Source organism: Plantactinospora sp. CNZ321, from assembly GCF_004217235.1.
On the sequence record NZ_SHKQ01000001.1, the window covers coordinates 2,065,080 to 2,079,073 of the forward strand.

The window sequence follows — 13,994 nt, forward strand, 5'->3', positions numbered from 1 at the left end:
CGCAGTGCGCCGCAGGGTCGTGTGGAGTGCGCCCGGCTTCTCCGACCTGCCACGTCCGCCGGTCGACGGCTCCGCCAGCTACGGATGCCACAGGCGAACGCGACTACGGCCACGTCGACACTCTGCGACCGGCGGCCGATCACGAGCGGCAACTCCGGTCAGCGCTCCATGGTCCGGTAGCGGCGGACGGCGAGCGGGACGAAGACCGCCAGCATCACCACACACCACACGATCGTCGCGGCGACGGGGTACCGCAGCGGCAGAGCCGCGTCCCCATCGGGCACGCCCGGGTTCCCGAACAGCCGGCGGCAGGCCGTCACCAGAGCGCTCGTCGGGTTCCATTCCGTCATCACCCGCAGCCACGTCGGCATCCGGTCGGTCGGCACGAAGGCGTTCGATATCATCGTGACCGGGAAGATGAGCGCGCCGAGGCGGTTCAGGGTCCGCTCCGACACCATGAGGCCGAGCAGGACACCGCCCCAGCTCACCGCATAGCGGAGCAGCAGCAACAGGCCGAAACCCGCCAGCGTCGCCCCGATGCCGTGGTGCGCCCGCCAGCCGACGGCCAGCCCGGCGGCGGCGAGGAAGACGATGCTGAGCGCGCCGAGCAGGATGTCGCCGCCGGTCTGGCCGAACGGCACCGCCGAGCGGGCCATCGGCAGCGACCGGAACCGGTCGACGATGCCCTTGCCCGCGTCCGAGGCGACCTCCGACGCGGTGGCGATGACCCCGGCGAACGCCGCCATGGCAAACAGGCCGGGTATCAGGTACTCGCGGTAGTTTCCCCCGCCGGGAACGGCGATGGCACTGCCGAAGACGTACCCGAACATCACGATCATGATGGCGGGGAAGACGAGCTGCGCGATCAGCACGCCGATCGTGATGTGGCCCAGATTACGCAGCACGATCGTCCAGCCGTCGGCGAGCGTCCACCGGATCCGGTCGACGGCCGTGGCAGGCGGAACCGGCGGCGGTAGCACCAGCGGCGAGCCCGGGTCGACGCTCATGCCACCGTCACCTCCGCCTCGGTCGGCCTCCCGGTCAGCGTCAGGAAGACCTCGTCCAGGGTGGGCCGTCGCAGCGCGATGTCCTCGGCGACGACACCGGCGCGGTCCAGTTCCCGTACCAGTTCGGTCAGCGTCACGGCGCCCTGCCGGGCGGGTACGCTGACCCGCCGCTCGTCCGCGTCGATCTCGGGGTCACCACCGGCGATGGCGGCCAGCACGGAAGCCGCGCCAGCCAGCGCGGCGACGTCCTGGACCACGACGTCGATCCGGCTGCCGACGGCCGCCTTCAGCTCGTCGGGCCCGCCCGAGGCGATGACCCGCCCGGTGTCGATCACCGTGATGTGGTCGGCGAGCCGGTCCGCCTCTTCGAGGTACTGGGTGGTGAGCAGCACGGTCGTGCCGGCGGCGGCGAGATCACGGATGGTGTCCCAGATCTCGCCCCTGCTCCGGGGGTCGAGGCCGGTGGTGGGTTCGTCCATGAACAGCACCGGCGGCGCGACGATGAGGCTCGCCAGCAGGTGCAGCCGGCGCAGCATCCCGCCGGAGTACGTCCCGACGCTGCGGTCGGCGGCATCCGCCAGGTCGTACCGGTCGAGCAGCTCGTCGGCCCGGCGCCGGGCTACCCGGTCGGGCAGGTGGTAGAGGCGCCCGAACATCCGCAGGTTCGCCCGCCCGCTCAGCCTCTCGTCCACCGAGGCGTGTTGGCCGGCGAGCCCGATCCGGTACCGCACCTGGTCGGCGTCGCGGACCACGTCGTAGCCGGCGACGCGGGCCCGCCCCCGATCGGGCCGGGTGAGCGTGGCGAGGATCCGGACCAGTGTGGTCTTGCCCGCGCCGTTGGGCCCCAGCAGACCGTGCACGGTCCCGCTGGGAATCTCCAGATCGACGCCCCGCAACGCTTCGTTGGCGCCAAATCGTTTGTGCAGGTCGGCGCAGCACACCGCAATCTCAGGATCCATCTCGACCTCGCAATCTGGGGACGGCGGCAGGCGGGACCTCGTCGAGCGGGTCGACGTCGCCCACATCGGCGTCGAGCTAGTCGGTGCCCAGGAGCTGCTGGTAGAGCTGCTGTAGCTCGGGGGACGGGTCCAGCCCCAACTCTGCGGCGAGGGTTGTCCGTAGGTGATGGTACGCGTGCAGTGCGTCACTGCGCCGGCCGCTGCGGGCGAGGACCCGGATGAGCTGGCCGTACATCCACTCGTCCAACGGGTGGAGCACGACGAGCGAGCGCAACTCGCCGATCAGCTCGCGGTGCAGCCCGAGCTCGATCTCCGCTTCGATCCGTAGCTGCAGTGCGTTGCGCCGCTGCTCCTGCAGGTCGGTCACGTACGGGTCGAGCCTTGCACCCATCGGCACGTTGGCCAGCGGGCTGCCCGACCACAGCCCCAGGGCGGCGCGCAACCTCGAGGCCGCCTCGTCCAACCGGCGCCCCCGCAGGAAGACCTGCCCCTGCCGGCTCAGCCGCTGGAACTGCTGCAGGTCGACCTGGTCGGGGTGGACGCGCAGCAGGTACCCGGGGTTCTTCGTGACGAGTAGGTCCCCGTCGCCGCTGTCCACCTGCTCGCGGGTCAGGAAGCGCCGAAGCTGGTAGATGTACGTCTGGATGGTGGCTACCGCGCTGCGTGGCGGCCGGTCGCCCCAGAGCAGCCGGACAAGGGTCTCGATATGCACGATCCGGTTGGCGTGGAGTACGAGCAGGGCCAGCACCTGCAGCAGTTTTGGCGCGCTGGGCGTGCACTCGTGCTCGCCACGGAAGACCTCGAGTGGACCGAGCACCTTGAACCGCAGGCCATCCTCGGACCACGGGTGCGTCCAGATTCGGGGTGAGTCGTCGACGGACGGTGCGCAGGCGGCCAACTGGTAATCGTCTACCAAGCCCACGGCTATCTCCCAGTCCCTTGCGGTCAGATGCAGCAGCCACACCGTGCGAGAGCGCCGCCGTAACGGCACGACGGCCTGTCCCGCTGTCATTCGGCTCCCATACCTTCGACCACGTCGCTGGACGATGACTGGACAATGACTGGACGCCGCAGCTCAACGGCTCTGTCCGCTGCTCGTCCGTTCGCTTGCGGCCTGACGGCCAGGACCGTGGGGTATTGCATTCCGTTGCACTGCCCAGGGGTGGCCGGAGTGATCCTCGATTGGTTTTCTGACGTCGTTTGATCCGTCCTTGAATAGACTTCGATCCCTATCCCGTACGGTTTCGCCCATGGACAGGGATGCTTACCATCACGCTGGGGCGTAGTCATGGTGCGGGTACTTGTCGCCGAGGGGGACGCCACCGTCGCCGAGTCGCTCGCGGGCGGGCTGCGGCGCCACGGATTCGACACCCTAACCGTTGACACCGGAAGAGATGCGCTGCGGTCATGTCACCGCGCGGACCTCGTACTGCTGGATCTCGAACTGTCGGACCTCGATGGGCTGGAGGTCTGCCGCGACATCCGCACCGACTGCGATATCCCGATCATCGCGCTGGCTGCCCGGGGTACCGAGCTGGACCGCGTTCTCGGCCTACAGGCCGGCGCCGACGACTATCTCGTCAAGCCGTACGGATTTCGCGAGCTGGTCGCGCGCATCGGGGCGGTCATGCGCCGGGCGCGCCCCGCGCCGCCGGAGCCGCGGCGGATCTCGTACGGGCCACTGCAGATAGACCTCGGCGCCCGCCAGGTCCGGCTCGACGACCGGCTCATCAATGTGACCCGTAAGGAGTTCGACCTCCTCCGTCTGCTGGCCACCCAGCCAGAGACGGTGGTTTCCCGCAAACAGATAATGTCGAAGGTCTGGGATGACGCCTGGGCGAGTTCCAGCCGCACCATCGACACGCACGTGAGCAGCCTGCGCAGCAAGCTCGGTGCCCCTACCTGGATTGTCACTGTCCGCGGAGTCGGCCTGCAGTTCGGCGGAGTCGGCGCCCGTGGCTGAGCCGTCGTGAACACGATGAACGACTCTGTATCGCCATTCTCTGACCATCCGACGGTGAATCTGAGGACACATGGACGCTGATGTAATTGTCGTGGGTGCTGGCCCGGCCGGGCTGATGCTCGCCGGCGAGCTGCGCCTGGCGGGTGTCGCGACCGTCGTCATCGACCGGCTGACGGAGCCCACCGGGGAGTCCCGCGGCCTAGGCTTTACCGCACGCACGATGGAGGTGTTCGACCAGCGAGGGCTGCTGCCCCGATTCGGCGAGATCTCCACCGGGCCGCGCGGCCATTTCGGCGGTTTGCCCGTTGATTTCAGCGTGCTCGACGGCGCCCATTTCGCCGCGCACGGCATACCGCAGGCGCGCACCGAGGCGATCCTCGCGGCCTGGGCCGCGGAGCTGGGTGCGGACGTCCGGCGCGGCTGGGATCTGGTGGGGCTGGAAAGCGAGGAGCACGGCGTCACCGCGCACGTCCGCAGCCCCGCCGGCCCCCGAAAGCTGCGCGCGCGGTACCTGGTCGGCTGCGACGGCGGGCGCAGCACGGTACGCCGGGCGGCCGGGTTCGACTTCCCCGGCACCGCGGCGACCCTGGAGATGTTCCTGGCAGACGTGGCCGGCTGCGAGATACCGCCGCGGCCGATCGGCCAGACGGTGCCGCAGGGCTTCTTCATGGCCGGCCCGGTGGCGGCCGGAGTGGACCGCATCATCATCTGCGAGCGTGGCGCCCCACCGCGGCAGCGCACCGAACCACCGCCGTGGGCCGAGGTCGCGGCCGCATGGCAGCGGCTGACCGGCGAGGACATCAGCGCCGGTACGCCGATCTGGACGAGCGCCTTCGGCGACGCCACCCGGCAGGTCACCGAGTACCGCCGCGGCCGGGTCCTGCTCGCCGGCGACGCCGCGCACATCCATCTGCCCGCCGGCGGCCAGGGGCTGAACGTCAGCGTGCAGGACGCGGTGAACCTGGGCTGGAAGCTCGTCGCCGAGGTGGCCGGGTGGGCGCCCCCCGGGCTCCTGCACAGCTACCACACCGAGCGGCACCCGGTCGGGCAGCGCCTGCTGCTCAACACCCGCGCGCAGGGGCTGATCCTGCTCGGCGGCGAGGCGATGCAGCCGCTGCGTGACGTGCTGACCGAGTTGATCGCCTTCGAGAACGTCAGCCGGCACCTCGCCGGCATGGTGAGTGGGCTGGACATCCGGTACGACGTCGGCCCCGGGGACCACCCGCTGCTCGGCCGCCGGATGCCGCACCAGGACCTGGTCGGCGAGGCCGGAAAGACGAGTACGACGCGGCTCCTGCACCCGGCCCGGGGGGTCCTGCTCGACTTCACCGACGACGACCGGCTGCGCCGTACCGCTGCCGGATGGGCGGACCGGGTCGACGTGGTCACCGCGGCACCGCACGGCGTCGAGGCGACCAGCCAGTTGGCCGGTACGGAGGCGCTCCTGCTCCGCCCCGACGGGCACGTCGCCTGGGCCGCGCCCGGTGGGGGCGAGCTGGAGGCGGCGCTGCGTCGCTGGTTCGGAGTCCCTGGTTCGGAAGGAAGGGCCCGCGATGAGTGAGCCGGCAGAAGTGGTGAGCAGCACGCTGATCGTGGCGAGGATGGCGCCGGAGGTGAGCGGCGAGGTGGCCCGGATATTCGGTCGCTTCGACGAGACCGAGATGCCCTCGCTCATGCGGGTCCGGCGGCGGGAGCTCTTCTCGTACCAGGGCCTGTACTTCCACCTCCAGGACTTCGACGGCGACGGCGGCGCGGCGATCGAGGGGGTCCGGTCCCACCCGCTCTTCGTGGACGTCAGCGCCGCCCTCCGGCCGTTCATCAGCCCGTACGATCCGCAGACCTGGCGCTCCCCGGCCGACGCGATGGCGTCGAGCTTCTACCGCTGGGAAGCCACGTCATGAGGCGGCGGGTCGCGATCACCGGGATCGGTGTGCTGGCGCCCGGCGGCATCGGGACGAAGGCTTTCTGGGATCTGCTGACCGCCGGGCGGACGGCGACCAGGAGGATCTCCTTCTTCGATCCCTCGCCGTTCCGGTCCCAGATCGCAGCCGAGATCGACTTCGACCCGGCGGCGCACGGGCTCAGCCCTCGGGAGATCCGGCGGATGGACCGGGGGGCCCAGCTCGCCGTCGTCGCGGCCCGGGAGGCGACCGCCGACAGCGGCCTGGAACCGGACACCTGCGACCCCGAGCGGACGGGGGTGACGATCGGCAGCGCGGTCGGGGCCACCATGGGCCTCGAAGAGGAGTACCGGGTGGTCAGCGACAGCGGCCGGCTCTGGCTCGTCGACCACAGCTACGCCGTGCGGCACCTGTACGGGTACTTCGTGCCCAGTTCGTTCGCCGTCGAGGTGGCCTGGGCGGTCGGGGCCGAGGGGCCGGTCACGGTGATCTCCACCGGCTGCACCTCCGGCCTCGACGCGGTCGGCCACGCCGTCGAGTTGATCCGCGAGGGCTCCGCCGACGTGATGGTCGCGGGGGCGACGGACGCGCCGATCTCGCCGATCACGGTGGCCTGCTTCGACGCGATCAAGGCGACGTCGCCCCGCAACGACGACCCCGAGCACGCCTCGCGCCCGTTCGACCGGACCCGGGACGGGTTCGTGCTCGGCGAGGGCGCGGCGGTGTTCGTCCTGGAGGAGTGGGGACATGCGCAGCGCCGGGGAGCCCGGATCTACGCGGAGGTCGCCGGCTTCGCCTCGCGGTGCAACGCGTTCCACATGACGGGGTTGCGACCGGACGGCCGGGAGCTGGGGGTGGCCATCGACAGCGCCCTCGCCGAGGCGCGGCTGAACGCCGAGGAGATCGACTACGTCAACGCGCACGGCTCGGGCACCCGGCAGAACGACCGGCACGAGACCGCGGCGTTCAAGCGCAGCCTCGGCGGGCACATCTACCGCACGCCGGTCAGCTCCATCAAGTCGATGGTGGGCCACTCGCTCGGCGCCATCGGCTCCATCGAGATCGCCGCGTCCGTGCTCGCCATCACGCACGATGTGGTGCCGCCGACGGCGAACCTCCACCACGCCGATCCCGAATGCGACCTCGACTACGTACCGCTGCACGCCCGGGAGCGCCGCACCGACACGGTGCTCACGGTGGGCAGCGGGTTCGGTGGGTTCCAGAGCGCCATGGTCCTCACCGGCCCGCTGGTCGACGACGCGAGGAGCGCGGCGTGACCGCGCGGGTGGTGGTCACCGGGCTGGGGGTCACGGCCCCGAACGGGCTCGGCGCGGCCGACTACTGGTCGGCGACGCTGCTCGGCAAGAGCGGGGTCGGCCGCATCACCCGGTTCGACCCGGCCGGCTACCCGGCCCGACTGGCCGGCGAGATCCAGGACTTCGTCGGCGCCGACCACCTGCCGAGCCGGCTGATCCCGCAGACCGACCGGATGACCCAGCTCGCGCTGGTCGCGGCGGACTGGGCGCTGGTCGACGCCGGCGTGGTCCCGGCCGAGCTGCCCGAGTTCAGCGCCGGCGTGGTCACGGCCAGTTCCTCCGGCGGGTTCGAGTTCGGCCAGGGCGAGCTGCAGAACCTGTGGCGCAAGGGCGGCCAGTACGTCAGCGCGTACCAGGCGTTCGCCTGGTTCTACGCGGTCAACTCGGGGCAGGTCTCGATCCGGCACGGGCTGCGCGGGGCCAGCGGCGTCGTGGTAAGCGACCAGGCCGGTGGGCTGGACGCTGTCGCGCACGCCTGCCGGCAGATCCGCCGGGGCAGCGCGCTGGTCGTCGCCGGTGGCATGGACGCGTCCATCTGTCCGTGGGGCTGGGCGGCCCAGCTCGCGAGCGGACGGCTGAGCCGCAGCGACGAGCCGGACCGGGCGTACCTTCCGTTCGACGCCCGCGCCGGTGGGTTCGTGCCGGCCGAGGGCGGCGCCCTGCTGATCCTTGAGGAGGCCGGGGCGGCCCGGGCGCGCGGCGCCCGGACCGTCTACGGCGAGATCGCCGGCTACGGCGCCACCTTCGACCCCCGCCCCGGCCTGGGCCGGGAGCCCGGGCTGCGGCGGGCGATCGAGCTGGCCCTGACCGACGCCGGGCTGGAGCCGGACGGTGTCGATGTCGTGTTCGCCGACGCGGCGGCAGTGCCGGAGCTGGACCGGATCGAGGCTGCGGCGATCACCGCCGTCTTCGGCCCGCGTGGGGTGCCGGTCACCGCACCCAAGACGATGACCGGCCGGCTCTGCTCCGGCGCGGCCGCGCTCGACCTGGCCGCCGCCCTGCTGTCCATCCGGGACGGTCTGATCCCACCCACCCTGAACGTCTCGCCGGCCCCCGAATACCGGCTCGACCTGGTCACGGGGCAGCCGAGACCGGCGGCGCTGCGCACCGCACTCGTGCTGGCCCGCGGGTACGGCGGCTTCAGTTCGGCCATGGTCGTCCGGGCGCCGGCGAGCGCATCCGCAAGCGAGGAGACAACGGAGGACAACAGATGCTCAACCGGACCTTCACCATCGACGACCTGAGGCGGATCCTGCGCGAGGCCGCCGGCCAGGACGAGTGGGTCGACCTCGACGGAGACATCCTCGACACCGGGTTCGACGAGTTGGGCTACGACTCGCTCGCCCTGCTCGAGACCGGTACCCGGGTCGAGCGCGAGTTCGGCATAAAGATCGAGGACGAGGCGCTGACCTCGGCCCGGACGCCCCGCGCGCTGCTCGGGACCGTCAACACCCACCTCGCTTCGGCGAGCGCGAGCTGAGGGCGGGGACATGTCCGAACACGCCATAGTCACGGGCGCCACGAGCGGGATCGGCCTCGCCGTCGCGCGGACCCTCGCCGGGCGGGGTTGCCGGGTGTTCATCTGCGCGCGTACCGCCGAAAGCGTGGCCTCGACCGTCAAGCGGCTCCGCGAGGAAGGGCTCGACGTCGACGGGGTCGCCTGCGACGTGCGGTCCGCTGCCGACGTGCGGGCGTTCGTCCGCGCGGCCGTCGACCGGTACGGGTCGGTCGACATCCTGGTCAACAACGCCGGCCGCAGCGGCGGCGGGGTGACCGCCGACATCGACGACGACCTGTGGCTCGACGTCATCGAGACGAACCTGACGAGCGTGTTCCGGGTGACCCGCGAGGTGCTCAACGCGGGCGGCCTGCGGCACAAGAGCCGTGGCCGGGTGGTCAACATCGCCTCGACGGCCGGTAAGCAGGGCGTCGTACTGGGCGCACCGTATTCGGCCTCGAAGCACGGTGTCGTCGGTTTCACCAAGGCGCTCGGCAACGAGCTGGGCAGGACCGGGATCACGGTCAACGCGGTCTGTCCCGGGTACGTCGAGACCCCGATGGCGCAGCGCGTCCGGCAGGGGTACGCCGCCGCCTGGCAGACCTCCGAGGAGGCGGTGCTGGAGCGGTTCGAGGCGAAGATCCCGCTGGGCCGCTACTCGACGCCGGAGGAGGTTGCCGGCCTCGTCGGCTACCTGGTCTCCGACGCGGCCGCCTCGATCACCGCCCAGGCCATCAACGTCTGCGGCGGGCTGGGCAACTTCTGAGAAGGAGAAGAGCATGTCGCTGCCGGGCAGCACCGAGACGGAGCACGAGATCACCGTGCACGCCCCCGCGGCCACCGTCTACCACCTCATCGCCGAGGTGGCGAACTGGCCGCAGATCTTTCCACCGACCGTCCACGTCGAGCACGTCGAGCGGACCGGTTCGGAGGAGCTGATCCGGATCTGGGCCACGGCCAACGGCACCGCCAAGAGCTGGGTCTCGCGGCGGCGCCTGGACGCGGATCGGCTGTGTGTCGACTTCCGGCAGGAGGTTTCCGCGCCGCCGGTCGCCGCCATGGGGGGCAGCTGGCTCGTCGAGCCGATCTCCGCCGGGGAGTCCCTGGTGCGGCTGCGCCACCACTTCCGGGCCGTCGGGGACGACCCGGACCACCTGGCCTGGATCGACCGGGCGGTGGACCGCAACAGCGGTTCGGAGCTGGCGGCGCTGAAGGCCGCCGCGGAGGCCGGCGCGGAGGCCGGCGACGGGGAGCGGTCGCTGACCTTCGACGACACCGTGCGCATCGACGGCTCGGTCAAGGACGTGTACGACTTCATCAACGACGCGCAGTTGTGGTCGCGGCGGTTGCCGCACGTGGCCCGGGTCTCCGTCCAGGAGGACACCCCGGGGCTGCAACTGCTCGAAATGGACACCCGCACCGCGGACGGGTCCGTGCACAGCACCACGTCCGTCCGGGTGTGCCTGCCACACACCCGCATCGTGTACAAGCAGATCGCTCCGCCCCGGTTGATGACGCTGCACACCGGACACTGGCAGTTCGAGGATCGCGGCGACGCGGTGGAGGTCACCTCCCGGCACACCGTGGTCCTCAACGAGGGGGCCATCGAGGGCGTGCTCGGCCCCGCGGCGACGGTGCGGGACGCGCGGAGCTACGTCCGGCAGGCGCTGGGCACCAACAGTCTGGCCACGCTCCGGCACGCCAAAGAGTACGCCGAGAGCCGGCGCTGATGGCCGACGAGCCGGTACTCGTGGTCGGCGCCGGACCGGTCGGCCTGATGATCGCCGGCGAGCTGGCGCTGGGCGGGGCGGAGGTCGTGGTCTGGGAGCGGCTTCGAGAGCCGACCGGCCAGTCGCGTGCCTCGCACCTGCACGCCCGCACCATGGAGATCTTCGACCAGCGTGGCCTGCTCGCACACCTCGGCGAGCCACCCCGCGACGACCTGGGACACTTCGGCGGGGTACCGCTGGAGCTCGACCGGCTGGCCAGCCACCGGCCCGGCCTGTGGCGGGTCTCCCAGGCACGCACCGAGGCGGTGCTCGGGTCGTGGGCGGCCGCGCTGGGCGCCGACATCCGGCGCGGGTACGAGCTGTCGGAGCTGACCGTGGCGGCCGACCACGTCGAGGCGCGCGGGCACGGGCCGGCCGGCCCGGTCCGGCTCCGGACCCGGTACCTGGTCGGCTGCGACGGCCAGGACAGCACGGTACGGCGGCTCGCCGGGTTCGACGTCGCCGGCCGCGAGCCGACCCGCAAGCTGCTGCGGGCCGACGTGACCGGCATCGACATCCCGCAGCGGCGCCTGCGCCGTTACCCGGCCGGGCTGGTCACCGCCGCCGGCCGGGGCGACGGCGTGACGCGCCTGATGGTGCACGAATCCGGCCGCCCGGCCGCGGGCCAGGGTGCCCCGCCCGGGTACGCCGAGGTCGTCGCCGCGTGGGCCCGGGTCACCGGCGAGGAGATCGGCGCCGGCACGCCGCTGTGGGTGGACACGTTCGACGACGCGAGCCGCCAGGCGACCCGGTACCGGCTCGGACGGGTTCTGCTCGCCGGCGACGCCGCGCACGTCCAACCGCCGGTCGGCGCCCAGGCGGTCAACCTCGGACTGCAGGACGCGGCGAACCTCGGGTGGAAGCTCGCCGCCGAGGCGTGCGGCTGGGCGCCGGCAGGCCTGCTGGACAGCTATCACGACGAGCGGCACCCGGTCGGGCGCCGGGTCCTCGGCGCGATCGAGGCGCAGGCGCTGCTGCTCTTCGGCGGGGCGGACCTGGATCCGCTCCGGGCGGTCCTCGGCGAGCTGCTCGGGTACGCCGACGTGCGGGCGCACCTCGCCGCGATGGTCAGCGGGCTGGATGTGGCGTACGGCCCCGGGCCGCTGGTCGGCCGCCGGGTGCCGCACTGGCCACTGTCGACCCCGGCCGGCCCGACGAGCACCACCGCGCTGCTGCGGACCGGCCGCGGCGTGCTCCTCGACCTCACCGGCGACGCCGCGCACCAGGCTGGCCTCTCCGCCTCCGTCAACGGCTGGCGCGACCGCCTCGACCTGGTGACCGCCCGGCACACCGGCGGACCACCCGACGCGGGCGCCCTGCTGCTGCGCCCGGACGGCCACGTCGCCTGGTCGGGCGCCGGCGGGCCGGGAGTCGTCTCGACCAGTGCCGGCGGGCCGGGAGTCGTCTCGACCAGTGCCGGCGGGTCGGAAGCCGTCTCGATCGACGCCACCGGTCCGGCGGGCCCGGATGGTCTGGATGTCGCGCTGCGCCGCTGGTTCGGCGCGCCCAGCAAGTGATCAGTGCACACCCAACAGGAGGTAGTCGTGGGCAGTCTGACAGGAAAGACCGCGCTGGTCACCGGCGCGAGCCGGGGGATCGGCCGGGCGATCGCCGAGCGGCTCGGTCGCGAGGGCGCACTCGTGGCCGTGCACTACGCCAGCAACACCGAGGCGGCCGAGCACACCGTCAAATCCGTGGTCGCGTCCGGCGGCCGGGCCTTCGCCGTACCGGCGGACTTCGGCACGGCGGGCGCGGTGGACACCCTCTTCGACGGAGTGCGCACCGGGCTGCGGGAGCACACCGGCGCCGCCGAGCTGGACATCCTGGTGAACAACGCCGGCATCATGGGCGGGGTCGCGCCGGAGGAGCTGACGCCGGACACCTTCGACCGGATGATGGCGGTGAACGCCCGGGCGCCGCTCTTCACGGTGCAGCGGGCGCTGCCGATGATGCCCGACGGTGGGCGCATCATCAACATCTCCAGCGCGCTGACCCGGATGGCGTTGCCGCAGGAGGTGGCGTACGCCATGAGCAAGGCCGCCGTGGAGATGATCAGCCTGCACTTCGCCCAGCACCTGGGCTCGCGCGGCATCACCGTGAACACCGTGGCGCCGGGCGTCACCGACAACGGCAGCGAGATGCTGCGCAATCCGGAGGTGCGCGCGGCCCTCGCCGGCACGACCGCGTTCGGACGGATCGGCGAGCCGGCGGACGTCGCCGACGTGGTGGCGTTCCTCGCCTCGTCGGACGGGCGCTGGATCACCGGCGGCTGGCTCGACGCCAGCGGCGGCACGCTGCTCGGCACGAGTGCCAGATGACCCCACCGGTGCGGCCGGCCGCGCCCGTGCGCTGGGGCGCGGGCCGGTCGGTCCTGCTGCTCGTCCTGTCGGGGAACATGCTCCTCGACGCGCTGGAGGTGTCGGTCGCGAGCATCGCGCTGCCGTCCATCGGCGCCGAGCTGGGTCTGCCGGTGCCGGCCCTCCAGTGGACGATCGCCGGGTTCGCGGTCGGGTTCGGCGGTACGCTGCTGGCCGGCGCGTACCTGGCCGCGCGGTTGGGCCGGCGCCGGGTCTATCTCGCCGCGCTGCTCGTCTTCGCCGTCGCGTCGCTGGTGGGCGGTCTCGCGACCGACGGCGCGACCCTGATGGCCACCCGGGTGGTGAAGGGCGTCTGCGCGGCACTCACCGCACCCGCCGGGCTGGCCATCATCGCGAGCACCTTCCCGGAGGGGCCGGAGCGCAACCGGGCGGTCTCCGTCTACGGGCTCTTCGGTGCCAGTGGCTTCACCGCCGGGCTGCTGCTCTCCGGGGTGCTCACCACCGGCCTCGGCTGGCGCTGGACATTCCTGGTACCGGCGCCGGCCGCGCTCGTGCTGTTCGCGTTCGCCCTGCGCGTCGTCCCCGGTTCACCCTCTGCCGGCCCGGGGCGCCTGGCGGTACCGAAAGACGGTCGGCTGCTGCGGGCCATGGTCGGCGCCGCCGCGCTCAACGGCTCGTGCTGGGGCTTCCATCTCGTGGCCACCCTGCACATGCAGCTCCTGCTCGGCTGGAGCCCGCTGCGGACGGGGCTCGCGTTCCTGCCGGCCAGCCTGCTGCTGCTGGTCTCGGTGCCGTACGCGGCCGCCCTGGTGGGCCGGTTCGGCACGGCCCGGCTGATCGCGATCGGCGCGGCCGCGCCGCCGGTCGGTTACGCGCTCTACCGCCCGGCGCGGGCGTCGCCGACGTACCTGACCGAGGTCCTGCCGACGATGCTCCTGGTCGGGGCCGGCTTCGCGCTGGCCTTCTTCGCCCTGCACGTGCAGGCCACGGCCGGGGTCCCGGCCGTGGGGCAGGCGATGGCCGGCGGGCTCTACCAGACATCGGTCCAACTCGGCGGTGCGGCCGTGGTGCTCGGAACCGGCGCGGTCCTCGGCGGCGGCCCGCCGGCAGCGGCGGTCGCGGCACACCATGGTCCGGCGCTGGCACTGGTCACCGCGGTTGGCGTGGCCGGCTTTCTGGTGGCACTGCCGGGCCTGCTACCAGGGCGTCGATCGGCCGTTTGACATCAACATTAGTTGAGATTCTACGGTCGTCAATGTGAGT

14 protein-coding genes are annotated in these 13,994 nt (G+C 72.2%); 11 read left to right on the plus strand and 3 right to left on the minus strand.

Annotated elements, in window-relative coordinates:
- Positions 1–158: 158 nt before the first annotated feature.
- The 3 genes from EV371_RS09185 to EV371_RS09195 form a co-directional block, all read right to left on the minus strand.
- Positions 159–1,007, minus strand: a complete 849-nt coding sequence (locus EV371_RS09185) for an ABC transporter permease (protein ID WP_130461673.1) — start codon at positions 1,005–1,007, stop codon at positions 159–161.
- Complete coding sequence (locus EV371_RS09190; protein WP_130461674.1) at positions 1,004–1,966, minus strand: ATP-binding cassette domain-containing protein; 963 nt, start codon at positions 1,964–1,966, stop codon at positions 1,004–1,006. The genes EV371_RS09185 and EV371_RS09190 overlap by 4 nt, the downstream gene beginning before the upstream one ends.
- A 76-nt stretch (positions 1,967–2,042) precedes the next feature.
- On the minus strand, positions 2,043–2,888 hold the full coding sequence (locus EV371_RS09195) for an AfsR/SARP family transcriptional regulator (protein ID WP_349339494.1): 846 nt from the start codon (positions 2,886–2,888) through the stop codon (positions 2,043–2,045).
- A 366-nt stretch (positions 2,889–3,254) separates the two neighbouring features.
- Between EV371_RS09195 and EV371_RS09200 the strand changes: the two genes are divergently transcribed.
- From EV371_RS09200 to EV371_RS09250, 11 genes are all read left to right on the plus strand, one after another.
- Complete coding sequence (locus tag EV371_RS09200; RefSeq protein ID WP_130461676.1) at positions 3,255–3,929, plus strand: winged helix-turn-helix domain-containing protein; 675 nt, start codon at positions 3,255–3,257, stop codon at positions 3,927–3,929.
- Positions 3,930–3,999: 70 nt separating this feature from the next.
- Positions 4,000–5,490, plus strand: a complete 1,491-nt coding sequence (locus EV371_RS09205) for an FAD-dependent monooxygenase (protein ID WP_130461677.1) — start codon at positions 4,000–4,002, stop codon at positions 5,488–5,490.
- A 13-nt stretch (positions 5,491–5,503) separates the two neighbouring features.
- Positions 5,504–5,830, plus strand: coding sequence for a TcmI family type II polyketide cyclase (locus EV371_RS09210; RefSeq protein WP_130465770.1), 327 nt, complete (start codon positions 5,504–5,506; stop codon positions 5,828–5,830).
- Positions 5,827–7,107 (plus strand): beta-ketoacyl-ACP synthase II, encoded by a 1,281-nt coding sequence (locus EV371_RS09215; RefSeq protein WP_130461678.1) that lies wholly within the window; start codon positions 5,827–5,829, stop codon positions 7,105–7,107. The genes EV371_RS09210 and EV371_RS09215 overlap by 4 nt, the downstream gene beginning before the upstream one ends.
- Positions 7,104–8,390 carry a beta-ketoacyl synthase N-terminal-like domain-containing protein gene (locus tag EV371_RS09220; protein WP_130461679.1) on the plus strand — a complete coding sequence of 429 codons (1,287 nt, stop codon included), beginning with the start codon at positions 7,104–7,106 and terminating at the stop codon, positions 8,388–8,390. Before EV371_RS09215 ends, EV371_RS09220 begins: the two co-directional genes overlap by 4 nt.
- On the plus strand, positions 8,357–8,626 hold the full coding sequence (locus EV371_RS09225) for a phosphopantetheine-binding protein (RefSeq protein ID WP_130461680.1): 270 nt from the start codon (positions 8,357–8,359) through the stop codon (positions 8,624–8,626). The genes EV371_RS09220 and EV371_RS09225 overlap by 34 nt, the downstream gene beginning before the upstream one ends.
- A gap of 10 nt (positions 8,627–8,636) precedes the next feature.
- The gene (fabG, locus tag EV371_RS09230) at positions 8,637–9,410 is read left to right on the plus strand and encodes a 3-oxoacyl-ACP reductase FabG (protein ID WP_130461681.1); all 774 of its coding nucleotides are present in this window, start codon (positions 8,637–8,639) and stop codon (positions 9,408–9,410) included.
- 13 nt (positions 9,411–9,423) lie between these two features.
- A complete protein-coding gene (locus EV371_RS09235) occupies positions 9,424–10,374 on the plus strand; it encodes an aromatase/cyclase (protein ID WP_130461682.1) in 951 nt (316 codons plus the stop codon).
- On the plus strand, positions 10,374–11,930 hold the full coding sequence (locus EV371_RS09240) for an FAD-dependent monooxygenase (RefSeq protein ID WP_130461683.1): 1,557 nt from the start codon (positions 10,374–10,376) through the stop codon (positions 11,928–11,930). The genes EV371_RS09235 and EV371_RS09240 overlap by 1 nt, the downstream gene beginning before the upstream one ends.
- A 27-nt stretch (positions 11,931–11,957) precedes the next feature.
- Positions 11,958–12,731: an SDR family oxidoreductase gene (locus tag EV371_RS09245; protein ID WP_130461684.1), complete on the plus strand. Its 774-nt coding sequence runs from the start codon at positions 11,958–11,960 to the stop codon at positions 12,729–12,731.
- On the plus strand, positions 12,728–13,954 hold the full coding sequence (locus EV371_RS09250; RefSeq protein ID WP_130461685.1) for an MFS transporter: 1,227 nt from the start codon (positions 12,728–12,730) through the stop codon (positions 13,952–13,954). The genes EV371_RS09245 and EV371_RS09250 overlap by 4 nt, the downstream gene beginning before the upstream one ends.
- Positions 13,955–13,994: the final 40 nt, after the last annotated feature.

Excerpts from the sequence above, each read along its gene's own strand:
- EV371_RS09250 (WP_130461685.1), top strand. The coding sequence starts at position 12,728 with ATGACCCCACCGGTGCGGCCGGCCGCGCCCGTGCGCTGGGGCGCGGGC.
- fabG (WP_130461681.1), top strand. The coding sequence starts at position 8,637 with ATGTCCGAACACGCCATAGTCACGGGCGCCACGAGCGGGATCGGCCTC.
- EV371_RS09225 (WP_130461680.1), top strand. The coding sequence starts at position 8,357 with ATGCTCAACCGGACCTTCACCATCGACGACCTGAGGCGGATCCTGCGC.
- EV371_RS09215 (WP_130461678.1), top strand. The coding sequence starts at position 5,827 with ATGAGGCGGCGGGTCGCGATCACCGGGATCGGTGTGCTGGCGCCCGGC.
- EV371_RS09200 (WP_130461676.1), top strand. The coding sequence starts at position 3,255 with ATGGTGCGGGTACTTGTCGCCGAGGGGGACGCCACCGTCGCCGAGTCG.
- EV371_RS09240 (WP_130461683.1), top strand. The coding sequence starts at position 10,374 with ATGGCCGACGAGCCGGTACTCGTGGTCGGCGCCGGACCGGTCGGCCTG.
- EV371_RS09185 (WP_130461673.1), bottom strand. The coding sequence starts at position 1,007 with ATGAGCGTCGACCCGGGCTCGCCGCTGGTGCTACCGCCGCCGGTTCCG.
- EV371_RS09235 (WP_130461682.1), top strand. The coding sequence starts at position 9,424 with ATGTCGCTGCCGGGCAGCACCGAGACGGAGCACGAGATCACCGTGCAC.
- EV371_RS09190 (WP_130461674.1), bottom strand. The coding sequence starts at position 1,966 with ATGGATCCTGAGATTGCGGTGTGCTGCGCCGACCTGCACAAACGATTT.
- EV371_RS09205 (WP_130461677.1), top strand. The coding sequence starts at position 4,000 with ATGGACGCTGATGTAATTGTCGTGGGTGCTGGCCCGGCCGGGCTGATG.